The sequence below is a fragment of the Streptomyces sp. NPDC048419 genome, assembly GCF_043200415.1.
GTDB lineage: Bacteria > Actinomycetota > Actinomycetes > Streptomycetales > Streptomycetaceae > Streptomyces.
Map to the genome: position 1 here is coordinate 18,713 of NZ_JBICXT010000042.1, position 25,093 is coordinate 43,805.

The 25,093-nt window shown below is 65.0% G+C and carries 18 protein-coding genes and 6 pseudogenes; 10 read left to right on the plus strand and 14 right to left on the minus strand.

The genetic code is table 11. The annotated features are described in order from the left end of the window. The first annotated feature begins 66 nt into the window (after positions 1 to 66). The 3 genes and pseudogenes from ACGFYN_RS43720 to ACGFYN_RS43730 all read left to right on the plus strand — a co-directional run bounded on the left by ACGFYN_RS43720 (position 67) and on the right by ACGFYN_RS43730 (position 3,955). Positions 67 to 3,024: a helix-turn-helix transcriptional regulator gene (locus tag ACGFYN_RS43720; protein WP_393871576.1), complete on the plus strand. Its 2,958-nt coding sequence runs from the start codon at positions 67 to 69 to the stop codon at positions 3,022 to 3,024. An 81-nt stretch (positions 3,025 to 3,105) separates the two neighbouring features. Beyond that, positions 3,106 to 3,336, plus strand: a complete 231-nt coding sequence (locus tag ACGFYN_RS43725; protein ID WP_393871577.1) for a transposase — start codon at positions 3,106 to 3,108, stop codon at positions 3,334 to 3,336. 19 nt (positions 3,337 to 3,355) lie between these two features. Then, a pseudogene (locus ACGFYN_RS43730) lies at positions 3,356 to 3,955 on the plus strand (transposase family protein). Between the two features lie 723 nt (positions 3,956 to 4,678). Here ACGFYN_RS43730 and ACGFYN_RS43735 read toward each other — a convergent pair. The 3 genes from ACGFYN_RS43735 to ACGFYN_RS43745 form a co-directional block, all read right to left on the minus strand. Beyond that, positions 4,679 to 5,323 carry a hypothetical protein gene (locus ACGFYN_RS43735; protein ID WP_393871578.1) on the minus strand — a complete coding sequence of 215 codons (645 nt, stop codon included), beginning with the start codon at positions 5,321 to 5,323 and terminating at the stop codon, positions 4,679 to 4,681. Then, positions 5,212 to 5,625, minus strand: coding sequence for a transposase (locus tag ACGFYN_RS43740; protein WP_393871579.1), 414 nt, complete (start codon positions 5,623 to 5,625; stop codon positions 5,212 to 5,214). Before ACGFYN_RS43740 ends, ACGFYN_RS43735 begins: the two co-directional genes overlap by 112 nt. Before the next feature lie 138 nt (positions 5,626 to 5,763). Beyond that, the gene (locus tag ACGFYN_RS43745) at positions 5,764 to 6,090 is read right to left on the minus strand and encodes an STAS domain-containing protein (protein WP_393871580.1); all 327 of its coding nucleotides are present in this window, start codon (positions 6,088 to 6,090) and stop codon (positions 5,764 to 5,766) included. Positions 6,091 to 6,489: 399 nt separating this feature from the next. On the opposite strand from ACGFYN_RS43745, the gene ACGFYN_RS43750 reads away from it, so the two are divergent. After that, positions 6,490 to 6,747: a hypothetical protein gene (locus ACGFYN_RS43750; RefSeq protein ID WP_393871581.1), complete on the plus strand. Its 258-nt coding sequence runs from the start codon at positions 6,490 to 6,492 to the stop codon at positions 6,745 to 6,747. Positions 6,748 to 6,807: 60 nt separating this feature from the next. After that, positions 6,808 to 7,053: a transposase gene (locus tag ACGFYN_RS43755; protein ID WP_393871593.1), complete on the plus strand. Its 246-nt coding sequence runs from the start codon at positions 6,808 to 6,810 to the stop codon at positions 7,051 to 7,053. Positions 7,054 to 7,904: 851 nt separating this feature from the next. Here ACGFYN_RS43755 and ACGFYN_RS43760 read toward each other — a convergent pair. Then, positions 7,905 to 8,477, minus strand: coding sequence for a transposase (locus ACGFYN_RS43760; protein ID WP_393871582.1), 573 nt, complete (start codon positions 8,475 to 8,477; stop codon positions 7,905 to 7,907). Further along, positions 8,414 to 8,886, minus strand: a pseudogene (locus ACGFYN_RS43765) (transposase); the annotation flags it as partial. The pseudogene ACGFYN_RS43765 and the gene ACGFYN_RS43760, both read right to left, overlap by 64 nt. 116 nt (positions 8,887 to 9,002) lie before the next feature. Here ACGFYN_RS43765 and ACGFYN_RS43770 point away from each other — a divergent pair. Further along, the gene (locus ACGFYN_RS43770) at positions 9,003 to 10,247 is read left to right on the plus strand and encodes a hypothetical protein (RefSeq protein WP_393871583.1); all 1,245 of its coding nucleotides are present in this window, start codon (positions 9,003 to 9,005) and stop codon (positions 10,245 to 10,247) included. 1,484 nt (positions 10,248 to 11,731) lie between these two features. Here the strand turns inward: ACGFYN_RS43770 and ACGFYN_RS43775 are convergent. The 4 genes and pseudogenes from ACGFYN_RS43775 to ACGFYN_RS43790 form a co-directional block, all read right to left on the minus strand. Then, positions 11,732 to 14,587 (minus strand): AAA family ATPase, encoded by a 2,856-nt coding sequence (locus tag ACGFYN_RS43775; protein ID WP_393871584.1) that lies wholly within the window; start codon positions 14,585 to 14,587, stop codon positions 11,732 to 11,734. Between the two features lie 364 nt (positions 14,588 to 14,951). Next, positions 14,952 to 15,329 (minus strand): annotated as a pseudogene (locus ACGFYN_RS43780) (IS21 family transposase); the annotation flags it as partial. A gap of 320 nt (positions 15,330 to 15,649) precedes the next feature. Continuing rightward, a pseudogene (locus ACGFYN_RS43785) lies at positions 15,650 to 16,031 on the minus strand (transposase family protein); the annotation flags it as partial. 1,126 nt (positions 16,032 to 17,157) lie between these two features. Continuing rightward, positions 17,158 to 17,608, minus strand: a pseudogene (locus tag ACGFYN_RS43790) (transposase); the annotation flags it as partial. A 315-nt stretch (positions 17,609 to 17,923) separates the two neighbouring features. On the opposite strand from ACGFYN_RS43790, the gene ACGFYN_RS43795 reads away from it, so the two are divergent. After that, positions 17,924 to 18,349 (plus strand): transglycosylase SLT domain-containing protein, encoded by a 426-nt coding sequence (locus ACGFYN_RS43795; protein WP_393871585.1) that lies wholly within the window; start codon positions 17,924 to 17,926, stop codon positions 18,347 to 18,349. Between the two features lie 149 nt (positions 18,350 to 18,498). Here ACGFYN_RS43795 and ACGFYN_RS43800 read toward each other — a convergent pair whose 3' ends face one another. Beyond that, the gene (locus ACGFYN_RS43800; RefSeq protein WP_393871586.1) at positions 18,499 to 19,632 is read right to left on the minus strand and encodes an IS630 family transposase; all 1,134 of its coding nucleotides are present in this window, start codon (positions 19,630 to 19,632) and stop codon (positions 18,499 to 18,501) included. Between the two features lie 586 nt (positions 19,633 to 20,218). Between ACGFYN_RS43800 and ACGFYN_RS43805 the strand changes: the two genes are divergently transcribed. Continuing rightward, positions 20,219 to 20,473: a transposase family protein gene (locus tag ACGFYN_RS43805; RefSeq protein WP_393871587.1), complete on the plus strand. Its 255-nt coding sequence runs from the start codon at positions 20,219 to 20,221 to the stop codon at positions 20,471 to 20,473. Further along, positions 20,430 to 20,735, plus strand: coding sequence for a hypothetical protein (locus tag ACGFYN_RS43810; protein WP_393871588.1), 306 nt, complete (start codon positions 20,430 to 20,432; stop codon positions 20,733 to 20,735). The genes ACGFYN_RS43805 and ACGFYN_RS43810 overlap by 44 nt, the downstream gene beginning before the upstream one ends. A 32-nt stretch (positions 20,736 to 20,767) precedes the next feature. Here ACGFYN_RS43810 and ACGFYN_RS43815 read toward each other — a convergent pair whose 3' ends face one another. Beyond that, the gene (locus ACGFYN_RS43815) at positions 20,768 to 21,382 is read right to left on the minus strand and encodes a hypothetical protein (protein WP_393871589.1); all 615 of its coding nucleotides are present in this window, start codon (positions 21,380 to 21,382) and stop codon (positions 20,768 to 20,770) included. 1,037 nt (positions 21,383 to 22,419) lie between these two features. After that, positions 22,420 to 22,848: an Lrp/AsnC family transcriptional regulator gene (locus tag ACGFYN_RS43820; RefSeq protein WP_393871590.1), complete on the minus strand. Its 429-nt coding sequence runs from the start codon at positions 22,846 to 22,848 to the stop codon at positions 22,420 to 22,422. A gap of 84 nt (positions 22,849 to 22,932) precedes the next feature. Here ACGFYN_RS43820 and ACGFYN_RS43825 point away from each other — a divergent pair, with 84 nt between their 5' ends. Next, the gene (locus ACGFYN_RS43825) at positions 22,933 to 23,580 is read left to right on the plus strand and encodes a LysE family transporter (protein ID WP_393871591.1); all 648 of its coding nucleotides are present in this window, start codon (positions 22,933 to 22,935) and stop codon (positions 23,578 to 23,580) included. Positions 23,581 to 24,499: 919 nt separating this feature from the next. On the opposite strand, the gene ACGFYN_RS43830 is transcribed toward ACGFYN_RS43825, so the two are convergent. Both ACGFYN_RS43830 and ACGFYN_RS43835 read right to left on the minus strand, forming a co-directional pair. Next, on the minus strand, positions 24,500 to 24,841 hold the full coding sequence (locus ACGFYN_RS43830; protein ID WP_393871592.1) for a transposase: 342 nt from the start codon (positions 24,839 to 24,841) through the stop codon (positions 24,500 to 24,502). Next, positions 24,762 to 25,003 (minus strand): annotated as a pseudogene (locus ACGFYN_RS43835) (integrase core domain-containing protein); the annotation flags it as partial. The pseudogene ACGFYN_RS43835 and the gene ACGFYN_RS43830, both read right to left, overlap by 80 nt. Positions 25,004 to 25,093 lie beyond the last annotated feature (90 nt).

Here is a 25,093-nt window from a genome sequence, read left to right on the forward strand (position 1 = left end):
TGTGGGTCCTCCGCTTCGTCGCTGACCCGACGGAAGCTGCCTACACTTCGGTACATACACGTACCGGTGTCGCCCCCGGCCGACCCGCCGATCCTGGTGAAGATCGCTGGGATGCGCTGGGGAGTCCGATCGGCGGCCACTCTGAAGAAGCTCATCGAGTGGATGTGGCTTGGGGAGGAGACTGGGGTGATGGGTGCGGAATGGGGATTGTGGGAGCGGGAGGGGGAGTCCGCGGCGATCGCGGATGCGGTCAAGCATGTTACGCAGGGGGGTGGTGGGCTGCTGCTGGTGGAGGGGGAGGCGGGCATCGGGAAGACGCGCCTGCTGGAGGAGGTGCGGGCCGCGGGGGTGGAAGCGGGTGCGAGGGTGGCTTGGGGGCGGGGGACTGAGCTGGAGAGTGAATTTGCGTTCGGGCTCGTGCGGCAGCTGTTTGAGCCAATCCTGGCTGATGAGGATGGGCGGGGAGAGGGGCAGTGGCAGGGGCCGGCGGTCCAGGCCCGACAGGTGTTCGCAGCCGCGGGGACGGCGGCGGAGCCGGTGGGGGACTTCGGTGTGCTGCACGGCCTGTATTGGTTGACCGCCAACGCCAGTCAGGATCGCCCGCTGGTGCTGGTGGTCGATGATCTGCAATGGTGCGATGCTCCCTCACTGCGCTACCTGGCCTATCTGCTGCCCCGTATCGATGATCTCGGGGTGCTGGTAGTCGCTGCTCTGCGTACCGGCGAGCAGGTAACTGACGAGCGTCTGGTCCAGCACATCACTACCGATCCGGCGGTGCGGGTGCTGCGACCGCACCCGCTCAGCGTCCACGCCGCTGCTCTGCTGCTGCGGCAGGCGCTGCCCGAAGAGCCCGATCCGTCTTTCGTGGCGGCCTGTCATCGGGCGACCGGCGGCAGCCCGCTGCTGCTGCGTGAGCTGGCCAGTACCATCGCCGCCCACGGCATGACGGCTAGCGACGCCAATGCCACGCTGGTGATGGACCTGGGCTCGAAGGCGGTGCAGCGGTTGGTCACGGCGCGTTTGCACGGCCTGCCCGAATTCATCCTGGCGGTGGCCGGGGCCGCAGCCGTCATGGGCGACCACGCCGACCTGACCGCCGTCGCCGCTCTAGCCGACCAGGACGCCGCCGCCGCGCTGGATGCTGCCGACGCCCTGGAACGCCTGGGGATCCTGCGTGTGAAGTACGACCGCCATGTGCCGGTCCTGTCCTTCGCTCACCCCCTGGTCCAGGCCGCCGTCCACGGCTCCCTCGACCCCGCCGAACGTGCTGTCGCCCACCGCCGGGCCGCCCAGGTCCTCACCGCCGCCGGCGCGGATCCCGAACGCATCGCCGCCCACCTCCTGCGTGTCCCACCCAGCGGCGACAGCAAGGCCGTGGCGGACTTGCGGAAAGCAGCCGAGCAGGCCACCGCCCGCGGCACTCCCGGTGGTGCCTACACCTACCTGCGCCGTGCTCTGGAAGAGCCTCCCACCCAGGATCAGTACCTGGAGATTCTCGCCGCAGCCGGACAGACCGCTCTCTTGGTCGACTTCCAGGCAGCCGCCAAACACTTGCAGGAGGCCCTGGACCGGACAACCGACCCCGTGAAACGTGCCGACATCGCCATCATGCTGGGCATGGCCCATCTGTACCAGGGGGAGGGGGACCGCAGCATCACCGTGTGGTCCCAGGCCCTGAGCCAGCTTCCCGCCACCGCACAGGACCAAAGACGGCACCTGGAGTCCAGCCGCTTGATGGCGGCAACCTTCATCGTGCCAGGTCATCACGAGGTTCTGCCGTCGCTGCCGGAACTGCGCCGACTGCCGCCGCACGAGAGCACAAGCGCCCACCTGCTGGACTGCGCAATCGCCGGCCGTGAACTCGCGCTCGCTGTCCCAGCCGCCGTATCCCGCGCCCGCCGCGCTCTCACCGATGTCACCACTCTCGTCGAGGAGGCGGGCGGCGACGTTGCGATCCCGTGCGGGTGGCGTGCCCTGTTGGACGCAGACGATGACATGGCGATGGACAGCATCCAGGCCGCGATCGTCGAAGCCCACCGCAACGGGTCCCTGTACGCCCTGGTCCCGGCCTACATGCACCGCGCACTGGGCTGGCTCCTGCGGGGCCAGCTCACCGAGGCTGAAGCCACCGCCCGCGAAGCTCTGGACGTCGTGGACCTCACCGGCGCGGACATCGTATCCATCTACGTCCGCGCTTGGTTGGCCGAGACTCTGGCCGAGACGGGCCGCTTCGCGGAGGCGGAACAGATCCTGCAGGCGATCGGCGTGACCACCTCCACCTGTCCGCCCGGGCCGTTCTACTCCCCACTGGTCGCGCTCGCCGTCCTGCAGCGAATGCGGGGCGACTCCAAGTCCGCACTGGACGCCGCCCTGCAAGCGGGGCAGGTGTGCGCGGACTACGACATTCGCAACCCCGCATTTGCGGGCTGGCGCACCGATGCCGCCCTGGCCATGCAAGCCCTCGAGCGGGACGACGAAGCCAGGGAAATCGCCGCCGAAGACCTCCGCCTCTCTCAGCAATGGGGCGCCCCCCGCGCACTGGGCCGTGCTCTACGCGTCAACGGCCTCCTCACCCGTGGCAACGACAAATTGGCCCTCCTTGCACAGGCCATCACCGTCCTCCAAGACACTTCCGCTCGCTTGGAACAGGCCAAAGCCCTCGCCGACTACGGCGCCGCTCTACGAAGTGTCGGTCAACGTACCGAAGCGCGTGAACCGCTGCGCCAAGCTCTCAGTCTGTCCACCCGCTGCGGTGCCACCCTGCTGGCCGAATACGCCCGCACCGAACTGGTCGCCGCTGGCGGCCGTCCCCGCCACGTCTCCCTGACCGGGCCCGAGGGCCTGACCCCCAGCGAAATGCGTGTCGCTGTGATGGCTGCAGGTGGAGCAACCAACCGCCAGATCGCCCAACAGTTGTTCGTCACGATCAAAACTGTCGAAGTCCACCTTTCGGCCGTCTACCGCAAACTTGGCATCACTAACCGCAGCCAACTTTCCAGTCGCCTGCCTGCAAGCGGGCAATAGGTGACAGCCGAGCCGTATGGTCACGCCTTCGGGGGGAAGGCCGCGCTCTAGCCGAAGCCAGCGGCGGCGCGCCTGTATGTGGTGAGCAGACCGGTCGGCGGAGGGGTAACCGGAGCCGACCTGGACTCGCCCCATGCCTACGTCCTGATCAGCACCGCTGGCGAGCTGGCGGAACGCTATGGATCACGGTGGTCCATCGAGCCGGTCTTCCACCACATGCGCCAGGATCTCGGCGCCGGCGAAGCCCGCAACCGCACCCAACGCGTGGCACGGCGGCTCTGGTACATCGGCCTCAAGACAATCCCCGAGTGAAATTCCCCCATGGGGCTGGATAGCCTGCGGAGAATTCCACCGAGACAAACCCGGTGGTCACAGTGTCGCCGGGCTGACCGAGGTGCAGTTCGCCAGACTGGTGGCGCTGGTGCGGCGTCGCGGCGATGACGTCCAGTGCGGCCGGCCGTGGCGGCTGCCGCTGGCGGACCGGGTGTTGCTGGCGGCGACGTACTGGCGCACGAACCTGACGTTGCGGCAGGTGGCGCCGTTGTTCGGGGTCTCGAAGTCCGCGGCCGGCCGCATGCTCGATCATTTGGCGCCCTGCTGGCCATCTCGCCGCCCGGCAGCCGCAACGACTGCCGGGCTTCACCGAGTCCGGCCTCGACCAGGCCTGCCGTGGCGCACCGACCATCGCCGACGGCGGCTACCAGGGCACCGGACTGCTCATCCCGCACCGCAGACGATGCGGTCAAACGCATCTCAGCCCGCAGCCGGAAGCGGAGAACGCCGTACATCGCCGGGCGCGAGCCCGGGTGGACATGCCCTGTCCCGGCTGAAGAACTGGAAGGTCCTGCGGGACTGCCGACTCAAGGGCAACGGCGTTCACCAGGCGATGCTCGGCATCGCCCGACTCCACAACCTGGCCCTCACCGGATAACTCACACCTCATACGGGACAACCTCTAGCTTGACTCTGTCGGGGATCTTGGAGCGGTCGAGGTCAACTGCCCAGCGTTCGCCAGGACTTCGACCGGGGGATGCCGTGCTGGTCCAGGAAGGTCTGGAAGGCGGTCGGCGGACGTGGTGAGGGGGTTTCCTCAGTGCGTGCGCAAACTCGTTGATGGTGCCCTCGACCCCGGAGCGGATCGCGTAGCGGGTCTTCCAGTCGAGGGTCTGCTGCTCGGCGCGGACGCGGAGTTGCAGGTCGCGGAGTCCTCGCGGGGGAAAGCCCACGGTCCGGGCGCTGTCGGCGGTGCTGTGCACCGGGCGCGGACCGGGCAGGGACGGCACTGACCCTTGGTGAACCGGGCCAGGTCAGCGCGGCTGCGGTGAGCGAGGACGTCGGGTAGGGGCCGTGCCAGCCCGCGCTGACCTGGCCCTGGGGGTAGGTGACCTGCTGGCGGTCGAAGTCGATGTGGAAATCGTCCGGTCGAAGCCCTCGTTCTTGCGGTGCTGACGGGTGGGGTTGGCCGGCAACGGCCCGCTGACGGTGACCTGGTGTTCGCGCTGCGCTCGTTCCAGGTGGACCAGGGACGTGTAACCGCCATCGACCAGGTGCTCGGCCGGCAGCAGCCCGCGACGCGCCAGCCGGGTATGGATACCGGGCAGGGCGTGGCCGTCGTTGGTGGCGATCGAGGTGGTAGCCACGTCCGTGATCACGTTCACGCTGCCGGAGGCACACGTCTCGGTGACACGCGCGGCGAACCCCTTCCAGCGGATGATGTGCCCATGTCGGACGTAGCGCGCCGTGATGTCGTAAGGGGAGACGATCGCCGAGGAGGAGGGCGGTAGCCCACCGTCGTCGGCGGTCCGCCAGCGCAGGCGGCCTGACGCGTCACGGTAGTGGTGCTGCACGACGATCTGCCGCTGGCATCGGCCTGCGGGCCGGGCCGGAAGCCCGGTTCGGGCCGGTGCAGGTGCTCCAGCAGCACACAGGCGTCGTCACCGGCGGCCAGGATTCTGGTCTTGAGCCGGGTGGGATTCTTGCCCAGGCGGACCGGACGGCCGTAGCGGCGCCCCCACTCCTCGTCGACCAGGCCGACCAGCAGGTGGTCGGCCGTGCGGGCGACTTCCTCCAGCGCGGCACGGACCACCTCGGTGACCAGTTCCAGCCGGGTCAGGTCGCGCACCGCGGCCAGGACATGCGTGGAGTCAGTGCGCTGCGTGCCCCGCTCGCGCACGAGTCCGGCCTCCTTCAGGCGGGCGGGCGCCAGGTCGAGAAGACGGTCGGCGCGGTCGTCCTGGGAGACGCGCTCGCGGAAGTCGGCCAGCACACTGTGGTGGAAGCCGGGATCGTCCAGCTCCATGGCCAGCGCGTACTTGAAATCGATGCGCAGCGGACCGCTTCCGCCGCCTGGCGGTCCGACAGACCCAGCACGAACTGCAGCACGCATACGGTGGCCAGCTGGGCGGGCGACAGACCCGGACGGCCGTCGCGCGGGTACCAGCCGGCGAAGTCCTCGTCGTGCCACATTCCGTCCAACCGGTCCCGCACCCATATCGCCGTCGTACCGTCCGGGTTGCTCGTCCGCGCAATCTGCGCGGTCAGAGAAGGGACTTGCTCACCGGAATGGGAACGGAGGGACGACGCACACCCCAACAGCTGCATCGGCCTGCGGAACAGCCCCGAGCCCGTTGATCATGTCGTTGCACCGGGAAACATCAAGATCCCCGACAGAGTCAAGCTAGGCGACGCCTAGAAGACGGCCGCACTTTCGTCACCTGCTTGAGTCCCAGCCGAACAAGCTCAGTGCAGGATTGTGGGCGGGGACCAGGGGGAGGCGGCTCCGAGGCGGTCCAGGGTGCGCTCCACGTTGGGGTGGATGTTGACCAGGCAGAAGGTGGCATCGGCGGTGTGGACGGCGTCACTCACACGCCGCAGGGCCTGCAGTCCTGTGCCGTCACAGAACGTCAGGTCGGCAAGGTCGAGGCGGACGCAGTGGGGGCGCCGGGCCAGACAGGCAGCGACTGCCTCCTTCAGCAGTGGGACGGTGGCCAGGTCGAGTTCCCCCGCCAGCGACAGCAGAACCGTATCGCCGTGCCACACGCTGCATGCCTGCAGTAGTTCTTCCACTCGCACGGCCACCTCCGGAAAGGCTTGTAGGACGGGGCCGGGCCCGGCTGGTCGTCCTTCGATGATGCCGGGTGCGGGTCAGTAGGCTCTACCTTCTTGATCAGGTCGATCGAGCCATTCGTAGGGCTGGGTACCCAGGGGCGTGGGTGTGGCTGTCTGGGCGGCCGCCGACTCGTGGCATACGGCTGCTGGTCCTGCTGGTCAGCGACGGCCAGGAAGTCATCTGTATGTACGACCGCCTAGTGCACAGGGTCTCCGACGGCTGCCGCGGTGAGGGCAAGACTTCCCGGTGACGAAGGCGCCGTCGAACTCAGGCTGCTGACCGGACGCTGGGCGGGGCCCGGCCGCGGATCGTGCAGGCGTGGCCCACAGGCTGCGCCAGGCCTCGAACGAGCCCTGGTGACCGACACTGGCCAACCCAGGTTGCTGACGGGCTACCAGCCCCCGGCCGTGATCCGCCGAGCAGGCGTCAGGTGGCTGACGAAGTGGCTCGCCAACCGCAAGGTCCGAGGAATGAGAACTCTGGCCGAAGCAGCCGTCCAGGCCGGCGAGCGCCGGCACACCTCCGTTCCTGGGAAGAAGGCCATAGCCAAGCTGGCCCATACCCGGGCCGAGGAGGTGATGGCCCTCAGCCGGCGGATCTGCGAGATGGACTAGCTCATCAAGGGCTGGTTTCGCGAGCACGAACTCGCCGACGTCATCCTGAGGGTCCCCGGCATTGGTGCGACTCTTGGTGTCGAGTTCCTCGCCGCCGGCGGTCTGAACGAGTTCGCCCCCTCGGACGCTCTGGTCGCCTTCGCTGGCGTCGCTCCAGCCCATCGCGACTCGGGCAAGGTCAGCGGCGGCCTCCATCGGCCGGTCACTTACCACCGAAGGCTCCAGCGCGTGTTCTACATCTCCGCACTGATCAGCGCCCGCTACGATCACAATTGGCGGAAGTTCTGCGACTGTAAACGCACTTAGCGTAGGAAGCATGTCGAGACCGTGCTCGTCCTCGCCCGTCGACGCGTCAACGTCATCTGGGTCCTGATCCGTGACCGATAGTCCTGCCACCAAGTCACACCTCCAAAATGACGACAGCCGCTTAGGAGTGTCAGGCAGCGCAGAGGTTGGCCCAGTGATCGATCAGGTCGTCCGCGTCGTTTGCTAGGCGGAGATGATCGCGGCGCCGCGGCCATGCTCGTCCGCGGGCCGGGTGGCTGCCCCGGCGGTGGGGGAGAGCCGTGAGCTGCCGTCGCTGACAAACCTGGACCTGCCCGCAGCCGCCAGTGGCGGCTTGCAGGGGGGTGGAGCACGGGCGGCAGCGCGTGGGTGACTAGCTCGGAGACGACCAGCAGTGCGTCGAAGATCTGGTCCTCGTCAAGACCCCAGGCGGCCAGCACCGGGCGGGCTTCAGGACGGGCTGTGGCCGGTGCCAGTGGCCCGTGCTCCAGCAGCAGGCCGAACACTTGTGGGCTGTCGCCGGTGACATGCGGTTGTGGGCGGTCACGGAGGGGAGTGGGGAACGTCATCTCGATCACCGCCAGTCCGGAATGGGCCGGAATGTGGTCCTGTCTCCAGCACACCTCCGTAGAGCACGGAAGTCCTTAGGGGGTAACCCCCAAAATAAGGAGAATTAGCTATGCGGGCTCCAGGCTGTGGTCGACGGTGGCGTTCCCATCGCCGCCGTGAATCACGTAGGTTATCGGCGTCATCTGCGTGAACTCCTGCAGGCCCCACCGCGTCCAGAGTTTCGCGGCGACCTGCCCGGCATCAGCTCCCGCACCCTGCCAATCGGCTGCGCCAGTTCGAGGCCCACAGCATCGTTACCCCTCCTACGTACGCGGAGCTCCCCATCGGCGGCAGGGTCTTTTCAAAGTCCGCTGATCTTGGTGTAGTTGCTGGTCACGGGGGGTCACGTTCAGGGGATCGAGTGGCCGAGTGAAGGGTTGGTAGGACCTCTCCCGGGGGCCGTTGGTGTGGCCGTGCTCACGGAGTTTGTTGATCGCGAGGTTGTGCAGGGTGGCCATGTTCTTTGGGCCGGGTCCGGTGCGGACTTGGGGGCGGTCCTCGTCGAAGGTGACATCGCGGATGAAGTGGAGCCGGTTCTCGATCACCCACTGTGATCTGATGAGCCGCGCGATCCTCTTCGGTGACGCCTGTCGGCTGGTGAGATCCGTGATCACGTAGACCGTCTCGTGGGATCTGGATGATGTCCAGCTATACACTGCTTTGCGCGCTGTCGTGCAGGTGCAGGTTCCGCAGGCCGTCGCGCGGCCAGTCCGGACGGGTCCCGGGCCCATGCCGCGGGCGATGGCGGAGTTCGAGGGCGGCGATGGGCTGCGCCCGCCACCTCCACGGTCACAGAACCGGTCGCATCCGGCGCCTTCTGCCCAGCCAATTTCCATACGTGTTGGTGCCCTTGGGACTGGGCGCTGCGGATCAAGTTCAAGGCGCGTTGGCCGCCCACTGCGAGCGTGTCGATCCATCGGGAAACTGACGGCTCGGAGGCCGCCAACCCCGAACACGGGCCGGCTCGGCCCGCAGCATGCCGACGTCGGCCAGGCGGTCGCCGCCGAGGGCGACCGCGAGCGCCACGTCCAGCAGGATCTTGCCGCGACCGTGACCGCCCGCGGCGTGCGCCAGGGTGTCAGAGATATCGCATTACCCAGACCCGTTGTCGGCGTACATATGACAGCTGGCACCCGTCTTGCAAACCGTCTCCACCAGCAGCACGGCCCCGGCCTGCGAGACCACTCCACGGCCACTCGTACACGCCTGAAAAGGATCATTGCCAAGATTGAGTAGTTGCGTCACGGCACCACTCTTGTACCGGCAGGTAGGCGCGGGCACTCTAGCTACAGCTCACCTCAGGCTCTCATCAGCGCTCGCCGCTGCCCACCTGGTCTTTCCAACTGAGAAGTCTCACCGCTATGGCCTCCCATGCGACCAAGGATGACATGTACACACCAATGCGGAAGCTCCTGCCGGCTGTGATCTCTGCACTGTTCTGCCTGACCATGGGGCTTCCACACCCCGCGCACGCCGAGACTCCCGCATCCACAACGGACGCGCCCTGGATCGTGAGTCTCGGCGACTCGGCCATCTCCGGGGAAGCAGGCCGCTGGGCCGGAAACACGGAGGCAAATTCAAGCAGCGTTGACGCACTCGGCCCCGACGCCTACTTCGACAATTCAGCCGGAACAGCAGAAGAGATCATCGGCTGCCACCGCTCCCGTTCCGCCGAGGTGCACATCGCAAATGGCACCAACAGCCTGAACTTGGCCTGCTCCGGCGCTCACACCTCTACCGTCCACGCCGCTGGTCAAGATTTCAAGCCGGGCCTGGACTTCTATGCCGATGCCGAAGGCAGGAAGAGTCAGACCATCATGCTCAGGGAATTTGCCACTCGGCACCGAGTCAGGGCCATTGCGGTGCTGATCGACGCCAACAACTACGGTTTCTCCGATATCGTCCGAACCTGCGTACTGTCATGGTACTTCTCTCCCTCTTGGGACCAACGTCACTGCCAGGACGATCCCTCGATGGTCAGCCGCTTCTCGACACGGAATATCGATATCCAAACCCATCTAGTGACCGATGCGCTGCGCAATATCGAGCGTGCGATGCGCCAAGCGGGGTATTCCACGAACTCGTACACCATCCTTGCTCAGACGTACTCTCCTCCCATCCCGCCCGCCAGCGGATTCCGCTACCCGGAGACGGGCCATGCCCGGGCGAAGGCTGGCTGCGCAATCTGGGACGCCGACGCGAACTGGGTGCACACTACGGTGGTGCCTGCTCTCAACAACACCATTAGAAGGGCCGTCGCAGCTTCCGGGCTCAGCAACGTCAAGGTCCTTGAGGCGCGGAACGCACTGGACGGGCACCGACTGTGCGAGAAAGGCGTTGGCAGACTGGAAGAGGCAGGCCTGACGTCGTGGAAGAGTCCCTCCGCCTCCGAGCAGACCGAATGGGCCGAACAAGTGCGCACCATTTCCACGGTCTTTGGCCCCTACCAGCTGCAGGAAGACGGCCATCCTAGCTACTGGGGGCAGCTAGCACTGCGCAATTGCCTGCGTCAGGCCTACAATAACGGCGTGCCGCGGAGTGGCACTTGCAGGCCGGACACTGGTGGGAAGAACTCCTTTGGGGAGCCCAACATGAGCCTTCATTAGGATAAGAGACAGCGGTACCGACCATATCGCCGATCTCTTTCCTTCTGATAGTGAAAGCGTATGCGCCATCAGGAACGCTACGCTAGAATGTAGCGCCGAATATTGCGCGGCTCGTTCGCGTTGAAAAATGATGCTAGGCGCTGGGCGGGGTTCCAGTCAGGTACAAGAACCCCGCCCCTCACCGGCAGAACCTGCCCATTGAGCCGCTTCCCAATGGCAGACCCTGTCAGCCCCTATCAGGGAAGGATCGGAGGGTTAAACGACATTCTTGATGTATGGCGTTCCCGCGTCGCGCGATTCGGCATGTGCAGGATATCCAGGCTGGCCGACCCAGGGGAGGTGAGTCGGGAGTGGAAACGTTAGGCCGATATCCCACAGGCTTTTCAAGGGAGGGTGGCCTTGGGGCGGCCACCGAAAGTTTGTCGTTCCTGTTGTCTGTGACTCTCCCCATCAGCGCCGAACCACGCCTGAGCAATTGATGCTCAGAGGTTTCGTTCGCCGACTCGCTTGCGCTGCGCAACCCCTCAGGGCACGCGACCGAGTCCCTCCCCGCCAGCTCCGAAGTGGCAACGCCTGCCGCTGGAGATGGGGTTCGGCTCGGGACAAACCTGCTGGCGGCGTCTGGATTGCTGGCAGCAAGCCGGCGTCTTCGACCAGTTGCACCGCATTCTGCTTGCCGAGCTGAACGCGGCCGGTGAACTCGGCTGGTCCAGAGTGTGCGTGGACGGCTCCCACATCCGCGCGAAGGGGGGCCGAAACCGGTCCGTCGCCGGTCGACCGGCGGAAGACGGGCAGCAAGCACCACTTGATCTGTGACGGCGTGGCACCCCGCTCAAGGTCATCACCGCCGCCGACGTCAACGACGTCACCCAGACCTCGCCCTGGTTGACGGCATCCCGCCTGTGTGGCCGGACGCCCCGGCCGGCCACGCCGCCGCCCCGATTCGCTGCTCGGTGACAAGGGCTACGACTCCAACCGTGAAGAGCTGCCCAAGCGCCGGATCTTGCCGGTCATCTCCCGCAAGGGCGCCCCGAACATCAAGGGCCTGGGCAAACTCTGCTACGTCGTCGAGCAGCCCTTCGCCCTCCATGTTCAAGTGCCTCGCCAACCGTTGGGAACACCGAACCGAACTCCACGACGCCTTCGTCTCGTTGGCCTGCAGCCTCATTTGCTGAAGGAGTCTCAAGGAGGCCCGCTCATGATCCTGTTACGAGCTCCAAGCGCATATCAGACGAGAAGACCACGCCTATCCGACAAGGGGTCCACTAGGGCATAAGGTGCGATCTCAAGGTTGTCAATTTTAGCCTCCTGGGCTTCAGGTCAGCACATTCATCGACGTTCACCAGAGCAAACACGGAGAGGGGCCGAAGAAGAGTCGAGAACTCGTAGATCACCCGTCCACCTGCTGCGCCAAACAGGCTCGCACAGGGCGTCCGTTCGCGCGGCGGCCCTGTGTCTTGGGCTGGGAGAGGCGGGCGATATCCTCATCCAGGCCCCCTTGAGAGCATGGCCCCACCGTTCTGCGTGAGGGCTTTGGCAAGCTCGCCTCGCGCATTGATGCCAAGTTTTCGGTAGGCGCTGGAGAGATGAACCTCAACCGTTTTAGGTGTTACGAAGAGGGCCTGAGCTATCTGCCGATTGGTGGCACCTTCGATGGCCATCTCGATGACGCGGCGTTCGCTGACGGTCAAGGCTTGAGGGCCGATGAGTGCCGCCCGACGTGGGCGGGCACCTGCCGCGAGTAGTTCGTCCCGGGCGCGGTCAGCCAACGGGGCAGCACCGCTGACGGTCGCAAGTTCGATGGCCCGGCGCAGTGGCTGGCGGGCCTCGGTGCGACGGCCGGCGCGCCGCAGGGCGGCGCCGAGATCTGTTAGAGCGTGGGAGTATTCCAGGCGGGCGGGGGATTTCTCGAGTAAGGTCACCGCCTCCTGTATGTGCTGGAGTCCGCTTCGCTTCTTCTTGAGCATGCCGCTGATACGTAGGGCGTGACCGAGCGCCCTTGGTGTTCCCCACTGACGGGCCAGATTCAGCTCGTCATCGGCGAGTTCCTGTGCCTCCGTATCTCGTCCCATGGCGTGCAGAGCCAGGGCCGCTTGGGAACGCCAGGCGATTATGGCGGGATTGCAGCCGTCCATCGCTGCAAAACACTCACCTGAAGCGAGCGCTGCATCGAATGCCTGTGGATATTGGCCCTGCGCGTGAAAAAGCCGGGATTGGGCGGCCAGGTAGAAGATCCAGATTCCTCGACGAGGCAGGGGCTGTGGGGCATCTATCCAATCCAGCATCGCCGCTGCCTCGTCGAATTTTCCTTGTTCTATCAACACGTCCGCCAGGTGTGAACCGGTGAACAGGCGGGCGACTCGAACCCCGGCTGCTCTCGCAGCCCGCACCGCACGCCGCAGGTCGGCCTCGGCCTCGGCCAGCGCCCCTCGGAAGAACCAGGCTAGCCCTCGATAGGTAAGGGCTGACCTCATTGCGGGTATGGATCCGGCTCTGTGGGCCTGGGCGACCGCTTCGTCCAGACTGGCCATGACGGGGTCCCGATCGGAGGCGGCGAGCAGGACCCACGGGCCAGCCAGGGTGGAATCGCCATTGGTCCGTTCGACCAGTAGGCCGTCCTCGATCCCCCGTAGTGCACGGGGCATGGCTTGCGGATCACCCGTCAGGGCGTCGTGGAAACTAAGAACGCAGTCGATCATCCGGCCACCTACGCTGGGGTCCGGTTCCAGGCCCCGCAGCCGGGCAATCAGTTCAGGGAAATCTGTTTGGCGGTCAACGAACCCGAACTGGATCTGAACGATCGCCGCTTGCAAACGTCGACGCAGATCCATCTCGCGATCGGGGAGGTGCACAAGAGCTTCGGTCCAGGTGTGCAGTGCCTGCGAATAGTGCTCCTGGACCATCTGTGTCCGTCCGAGCCTGAAGGCCAGTTCCGCACGCCGATGCGGATCATCCTCGAGATCTAGGAGCTCCCGAAGATATCGGGCGGCCGCTGACAGGTCCACCTTGGTAGCCATGTTGGCGGCCTCAGCGAGTACCGATAGGTATTGGTCGGCCGCCGGCGGCTCATGCAGGGCGCGGCTCAGATAGGTATGGGCACTATCGGCAGAGCCACGGCGGAGTGCGTCGCCTGCGGCAGCGCGCAACAGTGCAACCGTATGCCGGTCGCTGGCTGGCGGCACCTTTAGTAGGTGGGTTGCCACACGGTCTGGGCTGGCGCCAGCGGCGGCCAAGACTGAGGCTGCCCGGCGGTGGGCGTCGACGCGGTCCGTGAGGCCCATTGATGCGTAGACGGCTGTCCTCACGAGCGGGTGGACGAAGTCCAGGCATGTCTGGCCAAGGTGGTCGCGTGTGCGCAGGATCTGAAGGCGTTCCAGCTCGGCGACGTAGCCCAGCGTGGTGACCGGGTCGGCCTTAGTCAGGGCGGCTGCAGCGGTCAGCTCAGTGCCGTCGCCGAGGACCGCCACCGCGTGGCTTAGTTTCAGGCATGGAGCCGAGAGCCGTGCCAGCCGGACTTCCACAAGTCGGGCTACTGCGAGAGGACCAAGATCGGCCACCTCATCAGCGCTTTCAGCGGTCGCTGGCAAGTCATGGGCCCGGATCGCGCCCGCCAGTTCACTCAGCAGAAGCGGATTGCCGCCGGTGGCTCGGTGACATGCGTCCGCAAAAACTGGCTGTGCCGGACCTCCCAATGCTTCACTCAGAGCAAGGGCACTGGCGGTGGAGCTGAGCGCGGGGGGATGCAGCACCACCGCGGTGGGATCACCAGTGATCAGCTGTATGAGATGCTCCTGGGCGCTCACCTCGTTCGAGCGTAGGGAGATCGCGAGCAAAACCCCCAGGTCCCTGGCTCGTGGTGCCAGGTACACCAGATAACGCAACGATGGCACGTCGCACCACTGAAGATCATCAATGAGCACCACTAGAGGTCTGTCGTCGGCCGCATTGGCGGTAAGCCAGAACAACCCGTGCAGAACCGCGAAGTCACCCACTGTCGAAGTGGCGGCGCTGTCGAAGACCTGTCTAGCCTGTCCGGCTGCCCCCGCCCATAGCGCACGCTTTCTCGCCGCATCCGCCTTCACCAGCACAGGATCGAACAGCTGCCGCACCACGCCGAAAGGGAAATCCTGTTCGAACTCCGCCCCCCTCGCCGACAAGACGCCAAGGCCCGCCTCAGCCGCCTCAGTCAGCACGGCCGTCAACAGTCGTGTCTTCCCGATACCAGAATCACCCTCGAACACAATTATCGAACCATTTCTAAGGCTTGCGCTTTTCACTGCCTGAGCGATCGACCTCAACTCGAGCTCCCGCTCATACAACTTCCACTTTGCGCTATTCATGCCTCGATTCTCCTACCAGCACCGCAAATGTCCACCCGTCGATCGTTCGTTGATCTTGATCCGTCAGCTGCCCCCGTCTGGTGATCGTCTTGGTGATTCGCCCGTCATGCCCCTGCTGCCGTCAGGGTGGGCCTGTCGCATGATGCTGCGGGTGCTTCTATCTGCTGACCCGCCCTCAGATCACCCCCTGGAAACGGCCCTGGCCACCGTGCGGGACCTGGCGCTGTTCCTCATGAATCATCGAGCCAAGACCGCCTGGGTCCTGATGTGCACGACGTCGAGGCATTCCTGGTCACGCTCCATGGGATGCAAGCGGCGGCTGACCGTGCTGCGGCAGTTCTTCCGCTTCGCTCGCTCCCAGAAGTAGCCACAGCCCCGGCGCTCGGTCACCCATGGCCGGCAAACCCGCCGTCGACCGGCCCTGAACTGGGCCTTCGCCTTGGCCACGGTGCGGCGGGGGGCGTTCCCCGCCAGTGAAGCCCATCGCGACGATCCTCTTGTGCACCACGTCCGCGCGGATCTTGCCCTGCGAAACGGACCACCAGCTCGTCGATCTTCGGCAGAAAATCGTCGATCGCGCGGGCTCGGTGACGGCGCTTGTCGGGCTGCTGCCCGGCCGCCCGCATCTTCACGTACCGGGCCATCGTGTGGTGGTCGCACTGGCCAGCTCTGCCGCGGCACAGTGACTCCCCGTGAGGTCGTACGCCTCCAAGATCTCCATGATCTCCCTGCTGTTCTTCACCCGCTTGACCCTCGCCGAACGAGATCCTGATCTTGCGAGCGGGGAGATATCTGGCCGTACTCGGGGAAACCCCTGGCCATCAGTGGGGCGGCTAAAGCGGCCGCCTATGGGGAGATTTCCATGGCCGCTGTCAGGCAGTAGTGAAGCCGGCCGCAGAGGTCGCGTAAGGCCGCTGTGTGCCGTCCCCGATACTTCGGCGGCGGTCGTAGTAGCCGCGGGCGCCGCGGGATTCGGACAGGGTAGGGAAGGACCAGACGTAGCCAACTGCGCCAGCCACTGGTTCTTCACCTTGGTGGTGGACGACCCGGCTCTTACAGAGGCATGTTTGCCGAGAACCGGTAGTTACGGGAGGAGGCGCCCACGCTGCGGTCCCGGACCGGGATAAGGGGGCCGTCCACGATCCATATCCGGTCCGGGGCATCGGTCGAGCAGGAGACCGGCCCGAGCGCGAGCAGCGGTCCCAGGCGTTGGATCACACGGCACAGCTGGATGAGGAGACACCGACAACGGCCCCAGTTGCCGCATCGTCAGGTCCGTTCGGTAGTACACCGCGACCATCAAGACTCGCTCGGCAAGCGGCAAGCGGCAAGCGGCAAGCGGCAAGCGGCAAGCGGCAAGCGGCAACGACCACGGCAGGCCCGGCCGCGTGCCCTTTCCGCCCCGCCCTCGCACCACCTTCAACAGACCCGAGAACTGCGTCATCCGCAGCCCCGTGAACGTCGCCTTCCTGCCTACCGTGCACGAGCTCGTTAGGTATGGCCGCGGTGTTACGCGCTGAGCGGGCGTAGAGGATGTCGGAGGGGCTCGGCGTTCACAGCGGCGCCGTCACCCGGCCGCCGGTCTACGACGGCATTCTGCTTGTTCTTGCCGGAGATGAACTTGTCGCGGTCCCTTGCGTCCGGCGGCCGGGCGGCGAACCCGGATCTCGGTGCCGTCGACGATGCCGGTCGTCCCGCTCGAGCCGAGATGGTCCACGACCCCGACCAGAAACCGCAGCCGTACGTCGGGGCTGACGGTGCAGCCTCGCTCGGTGAGCAGGGGCCGCACCTCATCGACGGCCCAACTGACGGTGGAGCGGTCCACTCCGAACCAGCAACGTCATGGGTGACCCCGGGACGGAGATGGACGAGCGTGGCCAAGAGCCGGCCGACGAAAGGTACTTCGCGCCGGCGCCCACGGACCGCTTCCGCGGTCGAGCGGCAAGCCTCGCCTGGTGACGCTCCTGCCACAACGGGCCGATCTCCTCGACGAGTTCAGCAATCACGCCGGCAGTCAGGCCCGTGATCCGTCGATTGCTGACGATCGCTGCACGAGTTGCGTTCCCCACCACCCAAACATGATCAACCATCCCAGGCGCGACGACTCACCGCCTACCGGGCACGAGCTCGTTAGGAGATGCCCAGCTCACGGCCTTGTGACAACACCCCTTAAGCCCGATCCCTGTTGGTCCGTCCCCACCTGCCAGTGTGGAGTTGAACGCCTGACGAGCCAGCGGTGTCCGAAAAGGAAGAGGCCGGGCAGGGCGTGAACGCCAGCTCAGCAGTGCATCGGGGCACCGAGCTTGCAGCAGTGCGGCGGGGGCCTCTCTTGAGAGGAATGAGCAGCTCTTGCTCACCCACGCCGTAACCCATGTGTGATCAACTGAGGCCGTGCAGAGGTCTCCGAGCGGCGGATACCCCATGCACGTTTGCCGACATCCTCCCCACCCCCCGTTGAGGCTGTCGGCGTGGTCCCGTCTCTCTGCCTTTCCTACCTACAGGAGGAATGGGCTGGAGACGGGACCGGCTACCTTTGCCAGTTGACGTTGCCTGCTCAGCGGAGAGCGCGCATAGGGGCTGGCGTCCAAGTGGCGGTTGCGGAACGGCGCGACCTGCTCGTCCCGATGCTTGGTCATCATGTTGACCTGGGATTTCGACAGCTGGGTGACGTCTGGGGACTCGGCGAGCTTTTCCACTCTGCGGGTGGAGACGCCCGGCAGATAGGCGGTGGCGACCACCGCGATGAGGGCCTGTTCGGCCCGCCTGCGTCGCTCCAGGAACCAGTGCAGGAAGTAACTCCCGGACCTGAGCTTGGGGATGGCGAGCTCGACGGCGCCCGCCCGAGTGTCCCTCTCGCGTGGGCGGTATCCGTTGCGGTGGGTGAGGCGTTCCTCGCTGAGCTGGCCGTATTCGTCGTTGCAGACAGCATCGGCGAACGTCTTGCCCCAGCGCGCGTAGCAGGTCCGGACTCACCGCGGCGAGGTTGTCTTCGGCGAGGGACAGACTGTCGGGTGCGGTCATCGTGCTGATCTCCTTCGAGCTTCGACACCTTGAAGATCACCCGCCGAGTTCGAGGCCGAGTTCGGCGGCGCCCGTCGTCTGGCCCAGGCGTTCCTGGGGGCCGTTCATCTAGGCGGGCTTCATCCCAACACCGGAGTAAACCCCCGAATCAGGTCGAACCTGTACACCATTCCCCTCGACGGCAACTTGAGGCCCTCCGGCGGATAAGGAGTGCCACCCTCACACCCCCCGTTCTAAGTAGCAAATACTCGCGGCAAGGGTCCCTGTCGGTAGGTGAAATCAGGTCCACGCACTTCCCGAAGAAAGGGGCCACCCTTGTTCACTACCATTATTTCAAGGAGTTGCGCCGCCATCCTGGTTGGCGCAACCCTGGGCCTGGGTGTGACCGTCGCCACTGCTCCCTGCGCCTCTGCCGCATCCGCGAGCCCAGTTGCCCAATGGATCAGTCAGGCTCTGGCCGTGATGCACGGTCAGGGAATTCCGGGGAGCTACGACGGAATTTATCGAAATCTGATGCGGGAGTCGAGTGGCGACCCTGTCGCCATCAATCTTTGGGATTCCAATGCACGTGCCGGCACACCCTCTAAGGGGCTCATGCAGGTGATCGATCCGACGTTTCAAGCATATCACGTACCTGGGACCTCCTGGGATATTTTCGATCCGGTGGCCAACATCACTGCAGCATGCAACTATGCGGCATACCGATATGGTTCAATTGATAATGTGAACTCCGCCTACTGAGCTTCTTCAACCCGGCGCCCCAAGCGGAGGGGCAAAACCATCTGACCTGCACCAACCTGGCCGACATGTCAACCGATCGGTGGCCAACTCGAAGAAGCTCACTGAACTTCTTTCATACTGCCCTGGATGGGCGAGACCCTAGTGCCGCATCAGGCAACGTTGGCCCGGTCGACGACGGCGCGTAGGCGTCGGTCGTCGGCATGGCGGTTTCGCCAGATGATGTAGCGGCGGATCATGCTGCCCTGGGCCTTGTGGCTGGTGTGGTCGGTGCCGTCGAGGGTGAAGTAGCGCAGGGCGGTGAACTGGGACTCGATCCGGTTGAGCCAGGAGCTGTTGGTCGGGGTGTAGGCGATCTCCACGTTGTTGGCCGCCGCCCAGGTCCCGACCCGCTGACACCGCTTCGTCGTCAGGTGGGGTGAGTAGTTGTCGCAGACGACCGCAATGCGCACGTTCGCTGGGTGCAGTGAGCGCAGGTAGCGGCAGAACTCCAGGAACTTCGAGCGGTTCTTGGTCTTCTTGATGTGCGCGTAGAGCTGGTCCTTGGCCAGGTTGTAGGCGGCGAACAGGTGGCGGACTCCGTGCGGGCGGGTGTAGGTGGCCCGGCGGCGGGGCCTCGGATCGCGGTCGGAGTCCTTGGGTCTGCCGCCGCGTTCGGCCCGCTGCCGGCCGGGGTGCGGCTGGAGGTTGAGCGGCCCGAACTCGTCCATGCTGAAGATGACTTCGGGCTCGCCTTGCTCGGGTATGACCTCACCGTCGGCGATCGCGTAGAGGTGCTCGACCCGGGCCTTCTTGGCCGCGTAGTCGGGGTCGCGGGAGGTCTTCCAGGTCTTCACGCGTTGAAACGAGACGCCTTCCTCGCGGAGCAGGATGCGCAGGCCCTCGTGGCTGATGTCGTCGACCACCCCCTCGGCGACCAGGAAGTCGGCCAGCTTGGCCAGGCTCCAGGTCGAGAACGGCAGGCCGTGCTCGGCCGGCTTCGACTTGGCGATCTTCTTGATCTCCCGGCGTTCAGGGAGGGTGAAGGTCTTCGGCCGGCCACCCCTGTACTTGGGATAAAGCGAGTCGAAGCCGTCCGCGTTGAAGTTGTGGAGCACATCGCGGACCCGGTCGTCACTGGTGAACGTCACCCCGGCGATCTTCGCCACCGGCATGCCCTGCGCGGATAACAGCACCATCTGAGCCCGCCGCCAGGTCACCACCGAGCCAGTGCCTCTGCGGATGATCCGCAGCAGGCGCCTGCCCTCGTCGTCATCAATTTCCCGAACCCGCACACGGTCAGCCACGTGATCATTGTGGCCGTCTGGTGCTTCCCCGCACAGCAACTGCACGACACATCACGACAGGGCGAACGTTGCTTGATGCGGCACTAGGTCAAGGACGCTGGTCCTCCGCCATTGGTGTGGTTTTCGCTGGCTGTACCCTAACCATCCGTATGGTCGGTGGGACTCGAACAGCGTCCTGGCTCAGGTGAGTTGGCCGGTGCAAGCGTATTGGAAGTAGGGCCTGTTGGTAGCTCACGGTTGCCGGGTCCAGCGAGAAGCAAGAGGCCCTGTTGTCGAAGTGACGCACCCCCGGGTCATGCCTTCGACAGGGGGACACAGTCATGCCGGGCCCGGGGGCCAGCGGCCCTCTTGCAGGACCGCGAGAACATAACAGGGGGCAGGACCGCCGCGGCCCAGGCCGCCATGGCTTCCAGGACGTTTTCGAAGCCGCCTCTCGCCGCCGAGGGCAGGGCTGTTGCAATGTCTTTTGGGCGGGTGAAGGTGCTGGTCACGGCGTGGTGACGATGTCCCAGCGGCCCGCTACGAACAGAGCGAGGCTCCCGTCGTGGACGGATGACCTTGCCAGTCGCCTCAGACCGAAGCCTCGATGTGCCGTCGGTCTGCCACCGTCTGTCTCGTCAAATCGCCTGTGCTGGCGGGGCGTTCGAGGCTGTCGCTGGCCGAGCGACTGGTCAGGCTGCCGGATCCGCACCATCGTCACGGCGTGCGTCACTCGTTCGTGGCAGTGCTGTTGATCGCCGCCTCGGCCGTTGTGGTGGGCGCGCGTTCGTGCGCGGCGATCGGGCAGTGGGCCGGCAGTGCTCCGCAACAGGCTCTGGCCGGATGCGGCGCACGCCGGTGACCTCTTTGAACGTGCCGATCGCGTCGGCGGCGATGATCCGCCGCGTCATCGCCGGTGCCTGCCCGGGCAGGCGGAGTCGGTGGCCGCGGACGGCAAGAGCGCCTGCGGTTCGCGGCGCGGTGGGATCCCCTCCGCGCACCTGCTCGCCGCGATGACCAGCGGCGGCCGCACCCTCGTCCAACTGCGGGTGCCCGGCAAGACGGATGAAATCGAGCCACGGAACGTGAAACGGTCTGCCGACTCCATCGGCAGACCGTCATGAAAAATCGAGCCTGACCCGTGCCAGATTCAGCATCAACTGTGGATAGTGACGTTCAGGGGCGGCGTCTCCAGGGTTTTGACGACATAGCTTGACGTCTTATAGTCCCAGACGGTGACAAAGCCGACTGCGAAAGCCGTCGAGTGAGTATTTCCTGCCACCAAGAGGTCATGCGCGTTACAGGCCATATAGGCCCCGTGTTGCACGCCACCGTCATCGAGCCACCGCATCTGCATGCCAATAGCATCGGACCAGTTTGCCTGGGAGTGGGCACCCCACGTCATACTTTCCGAACCGTTCGGAATGTCGAAAATGGTAGTCTTTTCTTTTTCGCACACCCTATAGGTTTCCGGGTGGCCGGAGATCTTGACCCTGGGGCCGTAATCCTTGGTATACATCGGAAGGAATGAATTATTCCGGAACTCGAAAGTGGCCTTCACGTATGATGAGAATCCGTTGTTGTCATACACCCCGTGGGTTTCCATGACGCAGGCCTGGCCGACTTGACCGTCGACTCCGGTCAGGTTTGTCCATGGTGAACAATTCCATTCGTCGAACGGTGTGGCCGCGTAGGCAGGCGCGGTAGCGCCGCACAGACCGGCCGCTGCGCTCAGTAGAATGGCCGCCAGAGCAGCCATAGATCGTTTCACGTCTATTCTCCCTCTCTCGCCTATCGCTAAGGGGGTGAGTCGAGTCAACGGCGCGACGTAAGCTCGGCAGCAATCGGCCCATCCAGGCTTATTGTAAACGGCGCATGCCGGTAGAACTTGAGTACTTCATACTCGTTTCAGCGATTACCCATCCAGGTTGTCTGCCCCCTGTAGCGGACCAAATCGGGGGGCAGCCATATGCCCTCATGCCTCACCGGTTGGACCGGGCAGCGGCCCAGGAACTCCCATCCTCACAGTCCGGCGGAAGCCTCTGTGTATCTCCTCTGCCCGCTCTGGTGATGGATCGGTGGATTCATACACATATCCAACGGTTGTCGGTCAGCATCACTATTTAGGCTTGGTTAGCATTCGAATTCACCCAAGCGTGGCGACGCAATGGTATTGAATCCTCCCCCAGCTGAAGCAGGGGGATTCCTGGCTCACGCCGCCTGCGGGTCAGCGACCCGACAGGTCTTCCACGATCAACACCAGCCGGGTTGAAACCAGCCCGGGTTCGTACCGCAAAGCTTGGAGGTGCATGTGCCGTCTTGGCTCTCGATCAGCACGGCGTACGCGCTTGGTTCTCGCAACGCACGGCAGTCAGCTTACCCGACCGTGTGGGCGGTCTTTCGCCCTGAGGGCGAAACCCCGTTCCCTGCCCTGCTCCGCAGGAGTCCGATTCATCCCCGGCCCGAAGGCCGGGGCATCCTCGGAGGTCTCAGGTGACAACATAGCTTGACTCGCATAATTAGGCGGTTACGAGCCGATGGTCTGTGGACCCGATCGGTAACTCTCGGGAAGTTCGTGTTCATGAACATAGCGACCCGTAGTGAAGTTGCCCTATGTGGCGCCGGGGCGGAGTTCGTCTTCCTCGATCACATGCAGATCGAGGCGGTCCGCTGGCGGCGCCTGCCTGATCGAGTTCGGGAACAGTACGTGGCCGGCGCTATCGCGCATTCCGGGCAGCCCGGAGGGTGGATTACGATGATGGTGCGCCGAGACGGTATTTTGGCGTGCACCGTTACCTGGCTTGCAATTCAGTCGAGCACGACGCGCAAGGCGAGTCGGGTGCTGGTGCGGGCGACGCCGGCTCTGTGCTTCAAGGAACGCACGACAGCGTCCAATCCCGAGGCGTCTGCCACCCGAGCGCGGATAAGGTAGTCGTGCTCGCCCGTGACGTGAATCACCTCGGTGATCCCCGGTAGCTGTACCACCGCCTTCTCGAAGGCCTCGTCGGTGGTATCAGGTCTCAGCCTGGCATCTATGAAGATCACCAGGCCGTCGCGGTCCCGCGCGGAGAGGTCGACGAGGGTGGTGAATCCCCGGATCACTCCGGTGCGACGGAGCTTGCGAACGCGGTCGGTGGCCGCGTTCGCACTGAGACCGACCCGCTGGCCCAGGTCCCGGAAAGAGATCCGTGCATCTTCCTGCAAGGCGCTGAGTATTTCCCGGTCTATGTCATCCATGCCGAGATTCTCTCAGCTCTCTCCGGCCGGACACCACAACAGCCCACCGGGTGCCCTGATCCTGCGGTGGTGATGGAAACAGTTATGAGCAGCGGAATCGCAGGGGCCGGTGCCGGCCTGGGAGTGGCGATGCCGCTGGGTGCGATAGGTGTCCTGTTGATACAGGAGGGCATGCACGCCTGGCGCGCCGCTGCAGCGGCGGCCTGCGCGGTGGCGACCGTCGACCTGGCCTATGCCACGATTGCCACTGCCATGGGGCCCGCACTCATGGCAGCGCTGTCGGAGCAGGCACAAGCCTGGGTGAGGCTTGCCTCTGCTGCCATTTTGGCGGTGATGGCTGTCCATGGCCTGCTGTCCTTCCATCGGCAGCGGTCTAGGCACCCGACCACGGCTCCCAGCCCGCAGGAACCGATCAAGCCTGTCCGGGGCCGGATGGCATTCATCCGGTTCGCGGCTCTCACCATGATCAACCCACTGACCGGGCTCTACTTCGCCGCTTTGGCGACCAGGCACGCGAGCCACGTTGACACCCTGGCTGCCCAGGGCGTCTTTCTTGGCGGCGTCTTCGCTGCATCACTGCTCTGGCAATTTCTGCTCGTCACGGCGGGAGCACTTGTCGGCACGCGGTTCTCCGACACGGCCCGTGTGTGGACCTACAACGTTGGCTACGGGATCGTCGGTCTCTACGCTGTCATCCTCGCCTGGCCCCTGCCTCACATCCATGCCCACTGACTTGTCCAATCGGCCTCAGACGCCCGGTCTGCAGCCGTAGGTCCAGGGTGGGTGATCGACACGGGCTCCCATTGCTCCTTGCCACCACTGCGGGCTGGCTCATGGTCAGCGTGCCGCACCGTCCGGCACCCGCGCGGTGTGGCTCGACAGAGACATCGGAAAGCATGTCCGGCGATGGCCCAGCCCACGAAGGACCCCGCCCGACCTCACACCGCTCGAAAGGTTAACTGAGCAGGCAGCTATTTCTCTATTGCAGCCTGCAGGAGGAATCTCTGGAATTTCTGGGTATTTGATACTCGATAGAACTGGATTTCCCGGGTTGTCGCCATTCGTGCAGCGGTGCCATCCCGCACTGTGATCCCGCCCAGGGGCGGGCAAAGGTGAAGCCGCGCGATGAGCATCAATTACTCAGCCCCGTATGAGATTGCAGATGGTCTATTGGGTCGTGTACTGCGCAATTCCCGGCTGCGCTGCGAAGTCAGTGCAGTGTTATGCGTGAGGGACTGAACACCATGCCTACCACTAACGACACGCGCTACGCCGAGCCGGTGCCGGACGATACCGAAGACCGCGACCTCTGCTGCGGACCCGGGGTCGGTACGGGGCGGCGGGGCGGTTGTTCCGCCTGGTCTTGCGGGCCGCCGAGCCGCGGTTCGGCTCGGCGGCCCATACGGTCGGGATGTGCCTGAACGGGCTGGGCATCGGCGCACTGACATGTTCCAGGTGCGGAGGAGGACCTCGAAGCCATGGTGTGGCACAACATGGCCGGGTTTCACTTCACGGACGGCGCCACGTGAAAGACGTAGACGTTCGCGCTAGAGATCTTTAATGGCTGGGGTTACGGCGGTTGCAGACTGAGGCCGGTCTTGGCGATGAGGCCCTCGACAGGGGCGGTATTGCATCCGTTTCGGCCCGGTCTTCACCAACGCGGTGAGCTGATCGAGGCTGTGTTTGGTGAGGTTGGCCATCGACCTTTCAGGTGCGACCACATACCCTCGACCAGGTTGAGTTCGGGTGCGTACGGCGGCAGTTGGTAGACGGTCAGCCATAGTCGGGCGGCGATCAGCTCCCGCAGGAGGGCGTAGTCGGTTTCGGTGAAGCCCTTGCGCCGTCCGTTGGCGGAGCCGCGGTCGAGGTAGATGCGGTAGATCAGCCGTGGTCTGCGGCCGTCTTGGTGCAGATCAGCGCGGGCCGAGGCGAGAGTACCGTCGGCGGGTGTTGTAGCGGGTCGCCCAGCAGAAGACCGCGAGGCGGGCCTCACTGGCCCCGTTCCACCGCCTGCGGCCCTGGAGCGTTTCGCGCTTCATGGCCGCGTTCAGACTCTCCGCGGCGGCATGTCCGCACTGGCGCCGAACGCGCTACGCGATCTGGTCACGCCCAGCTCCGAGCAGACCTGGGGGAACTCCTTCGACACATATTGGGCGAGTTCAATCAGTCGTTGCAACACCGGGCTGTTGCAGCGAGCGTAGCTGTTCTTCGAAGACCTCGGCCGGCGTCCGCCAACCCAGGACTT

Excerpts from the sequence above, each read along its gene's own strand:
- ACGFYN_RS43770 (WP_393871583.1), top strand. The coding sequence starts at position 9,003 with ATGGCCTCCCATGCGACCAAGGATGACATGTACACACCAATGCGGAAG.
- ACGFYN_RS43825 (WP_393871591.1), top strand. The coding sequence starts at position 22,933 with ATGAGCAGCGGAATCGCAGGGGCCGGTGCCGGCCTGGGAGTGGCGATG.
- ACGFYN_RS43775 (WP_393871584.1), bottom strand. The coding sequence starts at position 14,587 with ATGAATAGCGCAAAGTGGAAGTTGTATGAGCGGGAGCTCGAGTTGAGG.
- ACGFYN_RS43740 (WP_393871579.1), bottom strand. The coding sequence starts at position 5,625 with ATGCAGCTGTTGGGGTGTGCGTCGTCCCTCCGTTCCCATTCCGGTGAG.
- ACGFYN_RS43735 (WP_393871578.1), bottom strand. The coding sequence starts at position 5,323 with ATGGAGCTGGACGATCCCGGCTTCCACCACAGTGTGCTGGCCGACTTC.
- ACGFYN_RS43805 (WP_393871587.1), top strand. The coding sequence starts at position 20,219 with ATGTGCCGTCGGTCTGCCACCGTCTGTCTCGTCAAATCGCCTGTGCTG.
- ACGFYN_RS43760 (WP_393871582.1), bottom strand. The coding sequence starts at position 8,477 with ATGGAAATTGGCTGGGCAGAAGGCGCCGGATGCGACCGGTTCTGTGAC.
- ACGFYN_RS43820 (WP_393871590.1), bottom strand. The coding sequence starts at position 22,848 with ATGGATGACATAGACCGGGAAATACTCAGCGCCTTGCAGGAAGATGCA.